Source organism: Burkholderia sp. Bp8963 (assembly GCF_003854275.1).
GTDB lineage: Bacteria > Pseudomonadota > Gammaproteobacteria > Burkholderiales > Burkholderiaceae > Burkholderia.
Window position 1 is genome coordinate 1 of record NZ_QTQP01000042.1, and the last position, 15040, is coordinate 15040.

The window sequence follows — 15040 nt, forward strand, 5'->3', positions numbered from 1 at the left end:
CGCCGGGCGACCTGGACCTGATGGAAATCAACGAGGCGTTCGCGGCGCAGGCGCTGGCGGTGCACAAGCAGATGGGCTGGGACACGTCGAAGGTGAACGTGAACGGCGGGGCGATCGCGATCGGTCACCCGATCGGCGCGTCGGGCTGCCGGATCCTGGTGACGCTGCTGCACGAGATGGTCAAGCGCGATGCGAAGCGCGGCCTCGCGTCGCTGTGCATCGGCGGCGGGATGGGCGTCGCACTCGCGGTCGAACGTCCGTAATTCGTCTCTCGACGCCTGCCGGGCGTGCGTCCGGCAGGTGTCGCGTATAGTCAGAGGGCGCCGCTCGGCAACTCTCGAAACCAAGAAAATGGAGTGAGATTTATGTCTCAGCGAATTGCTTACGTAACGGGCGGGATGGGCGGCATCGGCACCAGCATCTGCCAGCGTCTGTTGAAGGACGGCTTCAAGGTGGTCGCGGGCTGCGGCCCGAATTCGCCGCGCCGCGTGAAGTGGCTCGAGGACCAGAAGGCGCTCGGGTACGACTTCGTCGCGTCGGAGGGCAACGTCGGCGACTGGGATTCGACCAAGGAAGCGTTCGACAAGGTCAAGGCGGAAGTCGGCGAGATCGACGTGCTGGTCAACAACGCGGGTATCACGCGCGATGTCGTGTTCCGCAAGATGACGCGCGAGGACTGGACCGCGGTCATCGACACGAACCTGACGAGCCTGTTCAACGTGACGAAACAGGTGATCGACGGGATGGTCGAGCGCGGCTGGGGCCGCATCATCAACATCTCGTCGGTGAACGGTCAGAAGGGGCAGTTCGGCCAGACCAACTACTCGACCGCGAAGGCCGGCATCCACGGGTTCACGATGGCGCTCGCGCAGGAAGTCGCGACGAAGGGCGTAACGGTCAACACCGTGTCGCCGGGCTACATCGGCACCGACATGGTCAAGGCGATCCGTCCGGACGTGCTCGAGAAGATTGTCGCGACGATTCCGGTGCGTCGCCTCGGCGCGCCGGAGGAGATCGGCTCGATCGTCGCGTGGCTCGCGTCGAACGAATCGGGCTTCTCGACGGGCGCCGACTTCTCGCTGAACGGCGGCCTGCACATGGGCTGAGCTCCCGGACCCGCGCGGGCCGGGCGGCCGCGCGGTCTGGCGTTTCCGAAAAGGGGCCCCGCCACCCGTCTTTCGGGCGGCGGGGGTTCGTCACTGCGCTACGCTGGCATTGAAAGGCGTTACATGTCTACTACAAAGAAAACGGCCGAGCGGCTCATCAAGAAGTATCCGAACCGCCGGCTCTACGATACCGAGACAAGCACGTACATCACGCTCACCGACGTGAAGCAGCTCGTGCTGGACCAGGAAGATTTCAAGGTCGTCGATGCGAAATCCAGCGAAGACCTGACCCGCAGCATCCTGCTGCAGATCATCCTCGAAGAGGAAAGCGGCGGCGTGCCGATGTTCTCGTCGTCGATGCTGTCGCAGATCATCCGTTTCTACGGGCATGCGATGCAGGGGATGATGGGCACCTACCTGGAAAAGAACATCCAGGCGTTCATCGACATCCAGAACAAGCTCGCGGACCAGTCGAAGAACCTGTATGAGAACAACGCGATGAATCCGGAGATCTGGTCGCAGTTCATGAACATGCAGGCGCCGATGATGCAGGGAATGATGACGAGCTACATCGAGCAGTCGAAGAACATGTTCGTGCAGATGCAGGAGCAGATGCAGAACCAGGCGAAGTCGATGTTCAGCACGTTCCCGTTCAAGCAACCGGGGTCGGAGCCCGAGAAGAAGTAACAGCGGGGCCCGGGCGGGAGAACGGCCGGGGTTCGCGCGGTACAATACCGGGTTGTCTCGGTCGGCGGCGTCTGCGTGCCGGCCGGCCGACGCGCTGCGTGACGCACCCGCCTGGGGGCCGCGCGCGGGTCATCCGATTGTCGTCACTCGCCGGATCATTGCTATGCCGCAAACTCCCACCGCCGCCGCGCCGAAAGTCGGCTTTGTCAGTCTTGGCTGCCCGAAAGCCCTCGTAGACTCCGAACAGATCATCACCCAGCTGCGCGCCGAAGGCTATGAAATCTCCGGCACCTACGACGGCGCCGACCTCGTCGTCGTCAACACCTGCGGCTTCATCGACGAAGCCGTGCAGGAAAGCCTCGACGCGATCGGCGAGGCGCTGACCGAGAACGGCAAGGTGATCGTCACCGGGTGTCTGGGCGCGAAGGCGAGCGCGAGCGGCTCGAACCTGATCGAGGAAGTCCACCCGAAGGTGCTCGCCGTCACCGGCCCGCACGCAGTCGGCGAGGTGATGCAGGCGGTTCATTCGCACCTGCCGAAGCCGCACGATCCGTTCGTCGATCTCGTGCCCGCGGCCGGCATCAAGCTCACGCCGCGCCACTACGCGTACCTGAAGATTTCCGAAGGCTGCAACCACCGTTGCACGTTCTGCATCATCCCGTCGATGCGCGGCGATCTCGTGTCGCGCCCCGTCGCCGAAGTGATGCTCGAGGCCGAAAACCTGTTCAAGTCGGGCGTCAAGGAACTGCTCGTGATCTCGCAGGACACGAGCGCCTACGGCGTCGACGTCAAGTACCGCACGGGCTTCTGGAACGGCAAGCCGATCAAGACGCGCATGACCGACCTGGTCGCCGCGCTCGGTGAGCTCGCCGCGCAGTACGGCGCATGGGTGCGCCTGCATTACGTGTATCCGTATCCGAGCGTCGACGAAGTCATTCCGCTGATGGCCGAAGGTCCGTTCAAGGGCCACGTGCTGCCGTATCTCGACGTGCCGTTCCAGCACGCACACCCTGAAGTGCTGAAGCGGATGAAGCGCCCGGCGAACGCCGAGAAGGTGCTCGAGCGCGTGCAGAAGTGGCGCGAGATCTGCCCGGACCTGACGATCCGCAGCACGTTCATCGCGGGGTTCCCCGGCGAGACGGAGGAACAGTTCGAGACGCTGCTCGACTTCATCCGCGAGGCGGAGCTCGATCGCGTCGGCTGCTTCGCGTATTCGCCGGTCGAAGGCGCGACCGCGAATGAGCTCGACGGCGCGCTGCCCGACGAGGTGCGCGAGGAGCGTCGCGCGCGCTTCATGGAAGTCGCCGAGGAGGTGTCGGCGAAGCGCATCGCGCGCAAGGTCGGCAAGACGCTCAAGGTGCTGATCGACGAAGTGAGCGACGAGGGCGGCATCGGCCGCACGGCCGCGGATGCGCCGGAAATCGACGGCGTCGTCTATGTCGAGCCCGCGCAGAAGGCGTCGAAGCGCTACAAGGTCGGCGATTTCGTGTCGGTGAAGATCACGGGCGCCGACGGCCACGATCTGTGGGGCGAGGTGTAAGCGATGACCGCGCAGTTTCCGGAGATCCTCGCGCTCGGCGAGGCAATGGTCGAATTCAATCAGTCGCGGCCCGGGCATCCGGAATTCCTGCAGGGCTTTGGTGGCGACACGTCGAACTTCTGCATCGCGGCCGCGCGCCAGGGCGCGTTCACCGGCTTCGTGTCGGCGGTCGGCAACGATCAGTTCGGCCGGCTGCTGACCGACCTGTGGCGCAGCGAAGGCGTCGACACCACGTACGTGCACATCGACCGCGCGGCGCCGACCGGCGTGTATTTCGTCACGCACGGCCCCGACGGCCACCAGTTCGACTATCTGCGCGCGGGCTCGGCCGCGAGCCGCTATGCGGCGGGCGACCTGCCGCTCGACGCGCTGGCCGCCGCGAAGGCCGTGCATCTGTCGGGCATCAGCCTCGCGATCGGCACGGCCGCGTGCGACGCCGCGTTCGCGGCGATCGAACACGCGCGCAAGCACGGCGCAAAGGTCAGCTTCGATACGAACCTGCGCCTGAAGCTGTGGCCGCTGCCGCGCGCTCGCGCGGTGATGCGCGAAGCGTTGTGCCAGACGGACATCTGCCTGCCCAGTTGGGACGATGTCACGGCGCTCACGGGCGCGGATGATCGCGATGCGATCGTCGACGCGATGCTCGAACTCGGGCCGCAGGTCGTCGCGCTGAAGCTCGGCAAGGAAGGCGCATATGTCGCGACGCCGCACGAGCGGCGCGTCGTGCCGGGCTTCACGGTCGAGGCGATCGACGCGACGGGCGCGGGCGACTGCTTCGGCGGCGCGTTCGTCGCGCGGATCGTCGCCGGTGACGATCCGTTTGCCGCGGCGCGCTACGCGAACGCGGCGGCGGCGCTGTCGACGACGGGCTATGGCGCGGTCGCGCCGATCCCGCGCCGCGACGCGGTGGAGCGGATGATGCAGGGCGCTCCATGAGTTGCAGTGCGTCGGCGGCCGCTATGCGCGCGTGACGATGTGTTTCGGCGGCGGGCACGGCATCGCCGCGATTTTCGAGCGAATCTGAAACAGGGAGTACATGTTGGTGGGTCGATATTCGGGATGGCAACGGGCGCTCGTCGTCGCATGCGCACTGGCTGCGGGCGTCGCAACACATGGCGCGTTAGCCGCACAGGCGGTCACGCCGGATGCGCAGCAGGTCGTGCAGCAGGACATGCCGCAGGACGATGCGGCGCCCGCACGACCGCTCAAGCCGAACCCCGAGTTCGACCGGCTGCCGCGCTACGAGGGCACGCTCGGCGATCGGCCGATCGTCGTGCATCTCGGCCCGAAGGAGAACGAAGCAGGCGTGCACGGCGAATACCAGTACACGGACACCGGAGAGGTGATCCTGCTCGCGGGCGATCGTGATGGCGACACGCTCGAGATCGAGGAATCCAGCGACGGCACCAATATCACCGGCGTGTGGATCGGCCGCTTCGACGCGTCGGGCGGCCTCAAGGCCGACCGGATGAACGCGGACGAATCGGATCCGCAGCCGGTCGTGCTGCGGCCGGCCCGCGGCACGCGCGCGGCACTCCAGGTGCGCAACGGCCGCGTGCAGCAGATCGAGACGGTAGGCGGCGCCGTCAACCTGCGCGCCGGCGACTGAGCCCGGCGCTGGCTCGGTGCGCGCGGCGCGCATTGTACCGGGCCAAACACGGCGGTTTTGGCTATGCTGACGGTTTGTTCCGCAACCGATCGGCCGTTTGTCCGGCCACATCGTCATGACTGCATCCCATTCCAAGCGCGCGCTGCAAACCCGTATCGTTCAACCGGACGACGTCATTCCGGAAGGCTACCGTTCGTTCGTCACGCCGGTCGAGCGTGCGTCGACGGTCGTATTCCCCGATCTCGCGACGATGCGCAATCTCGACTGGCGCCAGGACGGCCAGTGGCGCTACGGCCTGCACGCGACGCCGACCTCGCTCGCGCTCGCGCAGCGGCTCGCCGAGATCGAAGGCGGCACGCACGCGCTGCTGCAGCCGTCGGGTCTGTCGTCGATCATGAACGTCTACTTCGGCCTGGTGAAGGCCGGCGACGACGTGCTGATCCCGCACAACGTGTACGGCCCGAACGCCGATTTCGGCAACTGGCTCGCGAAGGATTTCGGCATCACCGCGCGGTTCTACGATCCGCTCATTGGCGCCGGCATCGCTGACCTGATCCAGCCGAACACGCGCCTGATCTGGATCGAGGCGCCCGGCTCGGTGACGATGGAAGTGCCGGACGTGGCGGCGATCACGGCGGTCGCGAAGGCGCGCGGCGTCGTCACCGCGATCGACAACACCTATTCGGCCGGGCTCGCGTTCAAGCCGTTCGAGCACGGCGTCGACATCTCCGTGCAGGCGCTCACGAAGTACCAGTCGGGCGGCAGCGACCTGCTGATGGGCGCGACGATCACGGCCGACGCGGCACTGCACGCGCACCTGAAGCTCGCGCGGATGCGCTGCGGGATCGGCGTGTCGGCCGACGACTGCTCGCTCGTGCTGCGCAGCCTGCCGAGCATGCAGGCGCGCTTCGATGCGCACAGCAAGAGCGCGCTTGCGCTCGCGCACTGGCTGAAGGCGCGGCCGGAAATTGCCGCGGTGCTGCATCCGCAGTTGCCGGATTGCCCGGGGCATGCGTCGTTCGTTCGCGATTTCACGGCGGCAGGCGGCCTGTTCTCGGTGATCTTCGACGAGCGTTACAGCGCGGAGCAGGTCGACCGTTTCGTCGAGGCACTGGAGCTGTTCGCGATCGGCTGGAGCTGGGGCGGTGCATGCAGCCTCGCGATGCCGTACGACGTCGCGTCGATGCGTCCCGAGTGGCCGCATCGCGGCACGCTGGTGCGGTTCTATGTCGGCCTCGAGGATGAAGCCGACCTGCGCGCGGATATCGAGCGCGCGATGCGCGCGACGCTCGGCTGAGCACCGCGCACGCGAGCAGCACGCCGGCACGACGCAAGGTCGTGCCGGCGTTTTTGTTTCAGAACAGGTGCAGCAGGCCGTCGAGGCCGACGTGATCGAACGCGACCGTTGCGGCTTCGCGCACGACCGGCTTCGCGTGGAACGCGACCGACAGGCCGGCTTCCGCCATCATCTTCAGGTCGTTCGAGCCGTCGCCCATCGCGATCGCCTGGCTCGGTGCGATGCCGAGCGCCACGCATGTGTCGCGCAGCGTGCGCGCCTTCACGTCCGCGTTGACGATCTCGCCGATCACCTTGCCGGTCAGCTTGCCGTCGACGATCTCGAGCGTGTTCGCGTGCGTGAAATCGAGGCCGAGCCGGGCCTTCAGCCGCTCGGTGAAGAACGTGAAGCCGCCCGACACGAGCAGCGTCTTGAGGCCTGCGGCCTTCGCGCCGGCGAGCATCGTTTCCGCGCCCGGCGACAGCCGCAGCCGTTCCTCGTACACGCGCTCGAGCGCCTGGGCGTCGAGCCCGGCGAGCAGCGCGACGCGGCGTGTCAGGCTTTCGTTGAAATCGCGGATCTCGCCGCGCATCGATGCTTCGGTGATGGCCGCGACCTCCGCCTTCAGGCCGCAGAAATCCGCGATCTCGTCGATGCATTCGATCGTGATCAGCGTCGAATCCATATCCATCACGACGAGCCCGAAGTCGCCGAGCTTGCGGTCCGCGTCGACGAACGCGAAGTCGAGTGCGTGCGTGCCGCAGTACGCGTCGATGTCGAGCCGCTGCGCCGGATTGGCGTCCTCGATGCGCAGCACGCTTTCGTCGACCTGCACGACGCGGGCGCCGCGTGCGAGCGCGAGCAGCGGTTTGTGATGCGCGTCCGACAGCGGCGCGAGGCTCTGGATGACGAGATTCTGGGTCATGGCGGGTTGGTAGCGATGCGATTGGAATGCGTGGGCGGCCGGGGCGCGGCCGCCTGCTGGCGCGGCACCGGGCCGTTTGCGGCGGCGGCGGGCGGTGGCGCCGCAGACGCGACATTGTAGCCGGTCGGGTTCCGCTGGGGGCGGGCAGCGGCGGCGATCGGATCGCCGCAGGCGGCCCGATCGCAGTCGGCAATGCTGGTTACTTCGCGTCGATGCGGTCCCAATATGGCGGATCGCCGAAATGCTCGGCGAGAAACGCAATGAACGCGAGCGTCTTCAGCGGCACATGCGCGCGGCTCGGATAGACGGCCCAGATCGCGACCTCGTCCGCGAGCGGATAGTCGTCGAGCACGCTGACGAGTGCGCCGCTCGCGAGGAGCGGGCCGACGTCCCAGGTCGACTTGATCGCGATCCCGAAGCCGTCGACGAGCGCCTCGCGGATCGCCTCACCGTTGCTCGCGACGAGCCGGCCGCCGACGCGTAACGTGAGCGGCCCTTGCGGCGTGACGAACGACCAGTCCCGCTGGTCGCCGAGGATCACGCATTCGTGCTGGGCGAGATCGGCCGGATGGCGCGGCGTGCCATGCTCAGCGAGATAGCGGGGCGAGCAGCAGACGACGCGCCGGTTCACGGCGAGCCTGCGCGCGACGAGCGTCGAATCCTTCAGCGCGCCGAGGCGGATCGCGACGTCGAAGCCTTCGTCGACCAGGTCGACGATTTCGTCGGACAGCCGCAGGTCGAGCGACACCGACGGATAGCGGCGCAGGAACGCAGGAATCACCGGCGCGACATGCTGACGGCCGAACGACGACGACATCGACACCTTGAGCCGCCCGTATGGCTCGGTGCGCCCTCGGCCGACCGACGCGCGCGCGGCATCGGCGGCCGTTAGCAGCGCTTCGGCCCGGGCCATGAAGATTTCGCCATCCTGCGTGAGGCTGATGCGGCGCGTGGTGCGATGCAGCAAACGGGCGCCGAGCTGGCGTTCGAGTTGTGCGATGCGTGCACTCGCGACCGCGGCCGACACGCCGAACTCCCGGCCCGCGGCCGTCACGTTTGCGAGCAGCGCTGCGCGGACGAACAGGCCGACGTCGAGCAGGTCGAGCGGCTTGTCGGGACCGGGGATCAGGGCGGGAATCTGGCCGGGGATTGTGGCGAAAATCGGGTCGGAAATCGGGGCGGAAAGCGGGCCGGGCGGCGTGGTATCGGACGACATTGTTCGGAAATTCAAGAGAATGTTTCAGGAAATATAGCGGTTTTCACAAATGATCGTGAGGCCTACGATGCGGTGTCACGGGGCCGCGGTCGCGACCCGATTGAATCCCTGCAAGGAGCCGAATGATGAAAGCCGTTGGACTGACCCGTTACCTGCCGATCGACGATCCGCAGGCGCTCGTCGACGTGGAACTGCCGCAGCCCGTGCCCGGTCCGCGCGATCTGCTCGTCAAGGTCGAAGCGATTTCCGTGAATCCCGTCGATACCAAGGTGCGGGCGCCGAAGCCGCAGATCGAGACGGCGCCGCGCGTGCTCGGCTGGGATGCGGCCGGCACCGTCGTTGCGGCGGGTCCCGACGTGACGCTGTTCCGGCCCGGCGACGAAGTGTTCTACGCGGGCAGCATCACGCGGCCGGGTGCGAACAGCGAGTATCACGTGGTCGACGAGCGCATCGTCGCGCTTAAGCCGCGCACGCTCGACTTCGCGGCCGCTGCCGCGCTGCCGCTCACGGCGCTGACTGCGTGGGAGGCGCTGTTCGACCGTTTGCGCGTGTCGCCGCAGGGCGCGGATGCCGGCAAGTCGGTGCTGATCGTCGGCGGCGCGGGCGGCGTCGGTTCGATCGCGATCCAGCTCGCGAAGCGGCTCGGCAAGCTGCACGTGATTGCCACCGCGTCGCGGCCCGAGTCCGCGCAGTGGGTGCGCACGCTTGGCGCCGACCAGGTGGTCGACCACTTCGGCGATCTGGCCGCGCAACTGCGCGACGCGGGGCATGCGCAAGTCGACTATGTGCTGATCTTCAACGACACGGACCGGCACTTCCCGGCAGCGGCCGACGTGATCCGGCCGCAGGGCGGCATCTGCACGATCGTCGAGAACGCGCAGCCGGTGCCGGTCGAGTTGCTGAAGGTGAAGAGCGCGGCGTTTCACTGGGAATTCATGTTCACGCGCGCGATGTTCGAGACGCCCGACATGATCGAGCAGCACAAGATCCTGACCGAAGTCGCGCGGCTCGTCGACGGCGGCGCGCTGCGCACGACGCTCGGCGAGCACCTCGGCGCGATCAACGCGGAGAACGTGCGGCACGCGCATCGGCTGCTCGAGGCGGGGCGGGCGATCGGCAAGCTGGTGCTGGCCGGCTTCTGAGCGCCGCGCGCGGCATGCGCGGCGCCGCGAAAGCAAGCGGGGTAACACCCGATGCGATCGGGACACATCGCGCGCCGCTTGGCGGTAGACTGACAACGCGTCATGCATCGAAAACCGCGCGGTGCGCGCCAGCGCCGCCGCATTACAAGGAGGTCAGCATGAGCCAACGCAGCTTGTCGGTTGCCGTGTCGTGGTCGGTCGCGCTCGCGGCGGCGTGCGTCAGCGCGGGCGTATTCGCGGCGCCGCCGGTCAAGGGCAGCCTGAAGGGCGGCGGCACGGGACAGCTCGAGTACACCGTCAAGGTCGACTCGAAGACGTTCGGCAATACGCAGGAGACGCGCAAGATCCGCTCGGGCGAGACGGACGACTTCAACTGGAAGTCGGTGCCGCCCGAAGGCGCGATTGCGATGCCGGATGCGTGCCCGAACGCCGACAACCTGCCGCGCGACGCGAACGGCGCGATGGTCCGCCAGACGCAGGTCCGGCTCGCGCCGTCGATCGACGCGAAGGGCATCGCGAACGTGCAGATGAGCTTCCAGGCGGCCGCGCCGAAAGGCACGCGCAGCGTGACGGTCGGCGGCAAGTCGCTGGAGTGTCCGAACGTCGTGTCGGTGAGCCAGGTGAAGTGGCTGACGATCTCGACGAACGGCGGATCGAAGGCCGTCACGATGAGCGACGGCACGAAGGTATCGGTGTCGATCAAGCGCTGAGCGGGGCGCGCCGCGCTTGAACGGTCCGGCGCGCGCGACGCAGCGGCGCGCGGCCGGATGACCGGAGGCGGTGGTGCGGTCGATGCGGCCACGCATACGCGCGCCGAGGCCGGGCATCCGCGTGATTCGACGCCACACGGAACGTGGCATCGGCGTGACGCCACGCAAGCGTCACGCTATCCTGCGCGGCATCAGCCACTCTCCCGAACGGAATTCCCATGAACGACCGGATGCGCGTGCTGCTCGCCGCCGCAGTGCTCGTCACGTCGTCCGCACGCGCGGCCGACGATTGCAGCTTCACGAAGAAAGTCGACCTGCCGTCGCGCCAGCAGGCGATCGTCGTGTCGAGCGGCGCGCTCGAACCGTGCTCGACCGGCAGCTATGCGGTGCGCGTCTATTCGACCGCGCACACGGCGCCCGGCTTCGACACCGATGACTATGTGACGGGCATCCTGCATGCGCGCGATGGCACCGTCGCCGACGCATTCACGGCCGACCTCGGCACGCGTGCGCCGCAGGCGCTCGTCGTGACGACGCGCTCGGCGGGCAGCGGCGGGTATCTCGGCGCCCAGGCCTATGTGACGGCGCCGCGCACCGTGCGGCTCGTCGCGTCGGTCGACGGGCTCGCGCCCGACACCGACATCACGGCCGCGCTGCGGCAGGCGCTCGGCAAGCGCCGCGCACGCTAGGGCACGCTCCCGAAACGCAAAAGACATTCTTTGGGCCAGCGCAAGCACGCCATTCGCAGGAACAGGCGCTCGCTACGCGAAGCGGCAGTCCGCGCGCGGCGCCGGCCGCACGTCAATGCGCGCGCTCCTCGAGCCGCGCGGCGAGAAAGCGGTGATCGGCGGAGAACAGCCGGCGATAGGTCAGCAGCACCGCGCCGACCGTGCCGAGCGCGGACGCCGCGGCGATCAGGAACATGATGACGATCTGATAGCGCACGGCCTGCAGCGGCGACTGGCCGGCCAGCACCTGGCCCGTCATCATGCCCGGCAGGCTGACGACGCCGACGACGGCCATCTGGTTGAGCGTCGGCAGCATCCCCGCGCGCACGGCCTGGCGCGCGGCATCCTGCGCGGCTTCCCAGCGCGTCGCGCCGAGCGCGAGCGCAGTCTCGACGCGGTCGCGCCGCGCGGTGAGTTCCTCGGTCATCCGCTCGACGCCGAGCGACACGCCCGTCAGCGTATTGCCCAGAATCATGCCGAGGATCGGGATCGCGTACTGCGGCGCATACCACGGATGGATGCGGATCACGACGAACAGGCCGATCGCCGCGACGAACCAGCTGCTGAACCAGATCGACAGGATGCTGTCGACGCGCTGTCCGCGATACGTGCGCTTGCCGCGCCCGGCACCCGCGAAGCCGGCGATCAACGTCATCAGCGCGGTGAGCGGCAGCACGACGTACCAATGCGCGTGGCCGAACACCCAGCCGAGCACGTAGCCGATCGCGAGCAACTGCACGACGGTGCGCACGGCCGCGAGTGCGAGCTTGCGGCCGAGCCCGAGCGACAGCGCGGCCGAGATCGCGCCGTTGACCGCGACGAGCGCGGCCGCGATGCCGACGTCGACGAGGCTCAAATCCTGCAGTACCGAGTTCATCGCACGACCTCCGCGGCCGGTGCCGTGCTCAGCACGCCGGCCTGCATCGTCATCCGCGACGTACTGATGCGCGCGGCCTGCGCGGGATCGTGCGAGATCCACATGCAGGCGCGCGCATCGGGCGATGCGTCGAACCACGCGCCGACGAGCGTTTCGATCGCGCGCGTCGATTCGGGGTCGAGCGCGGACGTCGGCTCGTCGAGCAGCAGCACGTCGGGATCGAGCTGCAGCACGCGCAGCAGCGCGGCGATCTGTGCCTCGCCGCCTGACAGCTCGCTCGAGCGCCTGTCGAGGAAGTCGGCGCCGCGGCCCGCGCGCGCAGCGAACTGCTCGGCGCGCGCGCGATCGAACGTCAGGTCGCGATAGACCGCGAGCGTGTACGGATAGCGCAGTTGCGATTCGACGGTGCCGTCCATTTGCGCGGGACGCTGGCGGACATATGCGATGCTGCGCCGGTAGCGCGGAATCGCGCTGCGCCGGATCGGCTTGCCGCGCCAGAGCACGTGGCCGCCGTCGAGCGGATCGAGCAGCGCAAGCGCACGCAGCAGCATGCTCTTGCCGGATCCCGACGGTCCCGTAATGGCAATGCGTGCGCCTGCGGGCAGGCTGAAATCGGTCGGCGCCAGCAGGATCCTGCCGCTGCTGGCGTCCCGCCGGGTCATACCCCGCGCGTCGATGAGGCCGATGGCTGTCATGTCACAAATGAAAAAAAGCGTTAATGGCGCCGAAGCGACGCGGAAGCGTGCGTCATAATAACCAGTGAAAAGCTCGCGCGGGTGTCGTGCGCCGTTCGTCCACGCAACACGCAAGCGGCCCGGCATGGCGCGACTAGCATCGAGAACAACAACGGAACCGCCATGACGCTTACCCGAGCCATCGGCAAATCGGCTGCTTGGATCGTCGGTGTCGTCGCGGTCGTGATCGCGGCGGCCGGCGTGTTTGTCTTCACGTTCGACTGGAACCACGTGAAACCGTGGGTCAACGAACAGGTGAGTGCGGCGCTCGGCCGCCCATTCGCGATCAACGGCGACCTCAAGGTCGACTGGCGTCGCCCGGACGGCGAAACCGGCTGGCGCGCGTGGGTGCCGTGGCCGAGCCTCTCCGCGACGCGGATCGAGATCGGCAACCCCGATTGGGCGAAAACCCCCAAGTTCGTCACGCTCGACGCCGCGCACTTCGATCTCGCGATCCTGCCGCTGCTTGCGCATGAAATCGTCATTCCGTCGATCGACGTCGTCAATCCCGCTGTGGATCTCGAACGGCTCGCCGACGGCCGCAATACGTGGACCTTCCAGTTCAAGCAGTCGAACCAGCCGTCGCCGTGGAAGGTGCGGCTCGACAGCTTCGGATTCGGTAACGGTACCGTCACGTACCGCGATGCGATCGCGAACGCTGATCTCACGATCGCAATCGATACGCTCGGCCAGTCGATTCCGCTCGGCGACGTGATGAAGGAGCAGGAAGAAACGTCGCGCGCCGCGTCCGAGCAGCGTGTCGGCAAGCGCGGCGCCGCGCAGTTGAGCGCGAAGGCAAGCGCCGAGGCGGCGTCGAGCGCGTCGGCCGCGCAGGCGGCGAGTGCTGCTAGCGCTGCTAGTGCGACGAGTGCGACGGGTGCGACGGGTGCGACGGGTGCGGCAGGCGCAGCAAGTGCAACGGTTACGTCTGCATCGTCGGCGCGTTCGGCGCCGGCGGCAATTCCTGCGTCAGGTGCGCGCGCGGCCACCGCCACCGGCACCGCGAAGGCGGCCGGCCCGACCTACGCATTCGGCCTCAAGGTCGCCGGCAGCTACAAGAACGTGCCGATCTCGGGCACCGGCAAGCTCGGCGGCGTGCTCGCGCTCGAGGACGCATCGCGGCCGTTCCCGCTGCAGGCCGACGTGAAGGCGGGCGACACGCGGCTCGCGATCGTCGGCACGCTGACCGACCCGCGCCAGCTCGCCGCGATCGACCTGCGGCTGTGGCTGCAGGGTACGACGATGTCGCACCTGTACGCGCTGACCGGCATCACGTTGCCCGACACGCCGCCGTATGCGACCGAAGGGCGCCTGATCGGCAACTTCAAGCCGCACGCGAGCACGTTCCGTTACGAGAATTTCAACGGGCGGGTTGGCAGCAGCGACCTGAGCGGCACGCTGGCGTATGCGCAGCGCGAGCCGCGTCCGCTGCTGTCGGGCGAGCTCGTGTCGAACCTGCTGCGCTTCTCCGATCTCGCGCCGGTGATCGGTGCGGATACGGCCGCCAGCAAGGCGCAGCGCGGCGACACGACGCGCCAGCCACCGGGCCGTGTGCTGCCGGTCGAGACGTTCCGTACCGATCGCTGGCGCGCGCTCGACACCGACGTCAAGTTCACCGGCCGCAAGCTGCTCAAGAGCGCGAACCTGCCGATCACCGACCTGTACACGCATATCGTGATGCAGGACGGCGTGCTGTCGCTCGAGCCGCTGAAGTTCGGCGTCGCGGGCGGGTCGCTCGCGACCACCGCGCATCTCGACGGCAGCGGCACGCCGCTCAAGGGCCGCTTCACGGTTGCCGCGCGGCACCTGAAGCTCAAGCAACTGTTCCCGACGCAGAAAGTGATGCAGTCGACGCTCGGCGAGATCAACGGCGATGCGTCGCTGTCGGCGACCGGCAACTCGCCGGCCGCGCTCGCCGCGACGTCGAACGGCGAAGTGAAGGCGATCGTGACCGACGGCGCGATCAGCCGGCTGCTGATGGAAGCGGCCGGCCTGAACGTCGCGAACGTCGTCTATGAGAAGATGTTCGGCAATCGCGACGTGAAGATCAATTGCGCGGCGGTCGATTTCCAGGCGACCAACGGCGTGCTCGACACGAAGGTATTCGCGTTCGACACCGACGACGCGCTGATCAACGTCGACGGCCCGATCAGCCTGCGCGACGAGTCGATGAACCTGAAGATCCACCCGCACACGAAGGGCTTCCGAATCTTCTCGCTGCGCTCGCCGCTGTACGTGAAGGGCACGTTCAAGAACCCGGACGTCGGCGTCGATGCGGGCGCGCTCGCGCTGCGCGCGGGCGCGATGGTCGGCCTCGGGCTGCTCAACCCGTTCGCGGCGCTGATTCCGCTGATCGCGCCGAGCAACAACAAGGACGTGCCGTGTTCGGAGCTGTTCGCGCAGCTGAAGGCACCGGCGAAGATCCCGGTCAAGGCCGGCCGGTGACGCGGCCGCGGGGGCTTGCGGCCCGCGTGGGCCACCCGAGGGCCG

Annotated in this window: 14 protein-coding genes and 1 pseudogene; 11 read left to right on the forward strand and 4 right to left on the reverse strand. The window is 67.7% G+C overall.

What is annotated here, in order from left to right; translation table 11 throughout:
- The 7 genes and pseudogenes from DID96_RS27785 to DID96_RS27820 form a co-directional block, all read left to right on the forward strand.
- Positions 1-263, forward strand: a pseudogene (locus DID96_RS27785) (acetyl-CoA C-acetyltransferase); the annotation flags it as partial.
- A gap of 102 nt (positions 264-365) precedes the next feature.
- The gene (locus tag DID96_RS27790; protein WP_124602443.1) at positions 366-1106 is read left to right on the forward strand and encodes a 3-ketoacyl-ACP reductase; all 741 of its coding nucleotides are present in this window, start codon (positions 366-368) and stop codon (positions 1104-1106) included.
- Between the two features lie 123 nt (positions 1107-1229).
- Positions 1230-1793, forward strand: a complete 564-nt coding sequence (gene phaR, locus DID96_RS27795) for a polyhydroxyalkanoate synthesis repressor PhaR (protein WP_124602444.1) — start codon at positions 1230-1232, stop codon at positions 1791-1793.
- Positions 1794-1956: 163 nt separating this feature from the next.
- Positions 1957-3333 (forward strand): 30S ribosomal protein S12 methylthiotransferase RimO, encoded by a 1377-nt coding sequence (rimO, locus tag DID96_RS27800; protein WP_124602445.1) that lies wholly within the window; start codon positions 1957-1959, stop codon positions 3331-3333.
- A gap of 3 nt (positions 3334-3336) precedes the next feature.
- Complete coding sequence (locus DID96_RS27805) at positions 3337-4269, forward strand: sugar kinase (protein ID WP_124602446.1); 933 nt, start codon at positions 3337-3339, stop codon at positions 4267-4269.
- 106 nt (positions 4270-4375) lie between these two features.
- Positions 4376-4942 carry a hypothetical protein gene (locus DID96_RS27815; RefSeq protein WP_124602447.1) on the forward strand — a complete coding sequence of 189 codons (567 nt, stop codon included), beginning with the start codon at positions 4376-4378 and terminating at the stop codon, positions 4940-4942.
- 115 nt (positions 4943-5057) lie between these two features.
- On the forward strand, positions 5058-6239 hold the full coding sequence (locus tag DID96_RS27820; protein ID WP_124602448.1) for a cystathionine beta-lyase: 1182 nt from the start codon (positions 5058-5060) through the stop codon (positions 6237-6239).
- A 58-nt stretch (positions 6240-6297) separates the two neighbouring features.
- Here DID96_RS27820 and serB read toward each other — a convergent pair whose 3' ends face one another.
- Together serB and DID96_RS27830 are read right to left on the reverse strand one after the other, a co-directional pair.
- Positions 6298-7143: a phosphoserine phosphatase SerB gene (gene serB / locus DID96_RS27825; RefSeq protein WP_124602449.1), complete on the reverse strand. Its 846-nt coding sequence runs from the start codon at positions 7141-7143 to the stop codon at positions 6298-6300.
- Positions 7144-7342: 199 nt separating this feature from the next.
- Positions 7343-8269 (reverse strand): LysR family transcriptional regulator, encoded by a 927-nt coding sequence (locus DID96_RS27830; protein WP_185732380.1) that lies wholly within the window; start codon positions 8267-8269, stop codon positions 7343-7345.
- Between the two features lie 215 nt (positions 8270-8484).
- Between DID96_RS27830 and DID96_RS27835 the strand changes: the two genes are divergently transcribed.
- The 3 genes from DID96_RS27835 to DID96_RS27845 all read left to right on the forward strand — a co-directional run bounded on the left by DID96_RS27835 (position 8485) and on the right by DID96_RS27845 (position 10900).
- On the forward strand, positions 8485-9501 hold the full coding sequence (locus DID96_RS27835; protein WP_124602498.1) for a zinc-binding alcohol dehydrogenase family protein: 1017 nt from the start codon (positions 8485-8487) through the stop codon (positions 9499-9501).
- 158 nt (positions 9502-9659) lie between these two features.
- On the forward strand, positions 9660-10211 hold the full coding sequence (locus tag DID96_RS27840) for a DUF6013 family protein (RefSeq protein ID WP_124602450.1): 552 nt from the start codon (positions 9660-9662) through the stop codon (positions 10209-10211).
- A gap of 218 nt (positions 10212-10429) precedes the next feature.
- The gene (locus tag DID96_RS27845) at positions 10430-10900 is read left to right on the forward strand and encodes a PliI family lysozyme inhibitor of I-type lysozyme (RefSeq protein ID WP_124602451.1); all 471 of its coding nucleotides are present in this window, start codon (positions 10430-10432) and stop codon (positions 10898-10900) included.
- Between the two features lie 112 nt (positions 10901-11012).
- On the opposite strand, the gene DID96_RS27850 is transcribed toward DID96_RS27845, so the two are convergent.
- Both DID96_RS27850 and DID96_RS27855 read right to left on the reverse strand, forming a co-directional pair.
- Positions 11013-11816, reverse strand: a complete 804-nt coding sequence (locus DID96_RS27850) for an ABC transporter permease (protein WP_124602452.1) — start codon at positions 11814-11816, stop codon at positions 11013-11015.
- Positions 11813-12511 (reverse strand): ATP-binding cassette domain-containing protein, encoded by a 699-nt coding sequence (locus tag DID96_RS27855; protein ID WP_124602453.1) that lies wholly within the window; start codon positions 12509-12511, stop codon positions 11813-11815. The genes DID96_RS27850 and DID96_RS27855 overlap by 4 nt, the downstream gene beginning before the upstream one ends.
- Positions 12512-12673: 162 nt before the next feature.
- Between DID96_RS27855 and DID96_RS27860 the strand changes: the two genes are divergently transcribed.
- Positions 12674-14995: an AsmA family protein gene (locus DID96_RS27860; protein WP_124602454.1), complete on the forward strand. Its 2322-nt coding sequence runs from the start codon at positions 12674-12676 to the stop codon at positions 14993-14995.
- Positions 14996-15040: the final 45 nt, after the last annotated feature.

Excerpts from the sequence above, each read along its gene's own strand:
- DID96_RS27790 (WP_124602443.1), top strand. The coding sequence starts at position 366 with ATGTCTCAGCGAATTGCTTACGTAACGGGCGGGATGGGCGGCATCGGC.
- phaR (WP_124602444.1), top strand. The coding sequence starts at position 1,230 with ATGTCTACTACAAAGAAAACGGCCGAGCGGCTCATCAAGAAGTATCCG.
- rimO (WP_124602445.1), top strand. The coding sequence starts at position 1,957 with ATGCCGCAAACTCCCACCGCCGCCGCGCCGAAAGTCGGCTTTGTCAGT.
- DID96_RS27805 (WP_124602446.1), top strand. The coding sequence starts at position 3,337 with ATGACCGCGCAGTTTCCGGAGATCCTCGCGCTCGGCGAGGCAATGGTC.
- DID96_RS27820 (WP_124602448.1), top strand. The coding sequence starts at position 5,058 with ATGACTGCATCCCATTCCAAGCGCGCGCTGCAAACCCGTATCGTTCAA.
- serB (WP_124602449.1), bottom strand. The coding sequence starts at position 7,143 with ATGACCCAGAATCTCGTCATCCAGAGCCTCGCGCCGCTGTCGGACGCG.
- DID96_RS27835 (WP_124602498.1), top strand. The coding sequence starts at position 8,485 with ATGAAAGCCGTTGGACTGACCCGTTACCTGCCGATCGACGATCCGCAG.
- DID96_RS27840 (WP_124602450.1), top strand. The coding sequence starts at position 9,660 with ATGAGCCAACGCAGCTTGTCGGTTGCCGTGTCGTGGTCGGTCGCGCTC.
- DID96_RS27845 (WP_124602451.1), top strand. The coding sequence starts at position 10,430 with ATGAACGACCGGATGCGCGTGCTGCTCGCCGCCGCAGTGCTCGTCACG.
- DID96_RS27850 (WP_124602452.1), bottom strand. The coding sequence starts at position 11,816 with ATGAACTCGGTACTGCAGGATTTGAGCCTCGTCGACGTCGGCATCGCG.
- DID96_RS27855 (WP_124602453.1), bottom strand. The coding sequence starts at position 12,511 with ATGACAGCCATCGGCCTCATCGACGCGCGGGGTATGACCCGGCGGGAC.
- DID96_RS27860 (WP_124602454.1), top strand. The coding sequence starts at position 12,674 with ATGACGCTTACCCGAGCCATCGGCAAATCGGCTGCTTGGATCGTCGGT.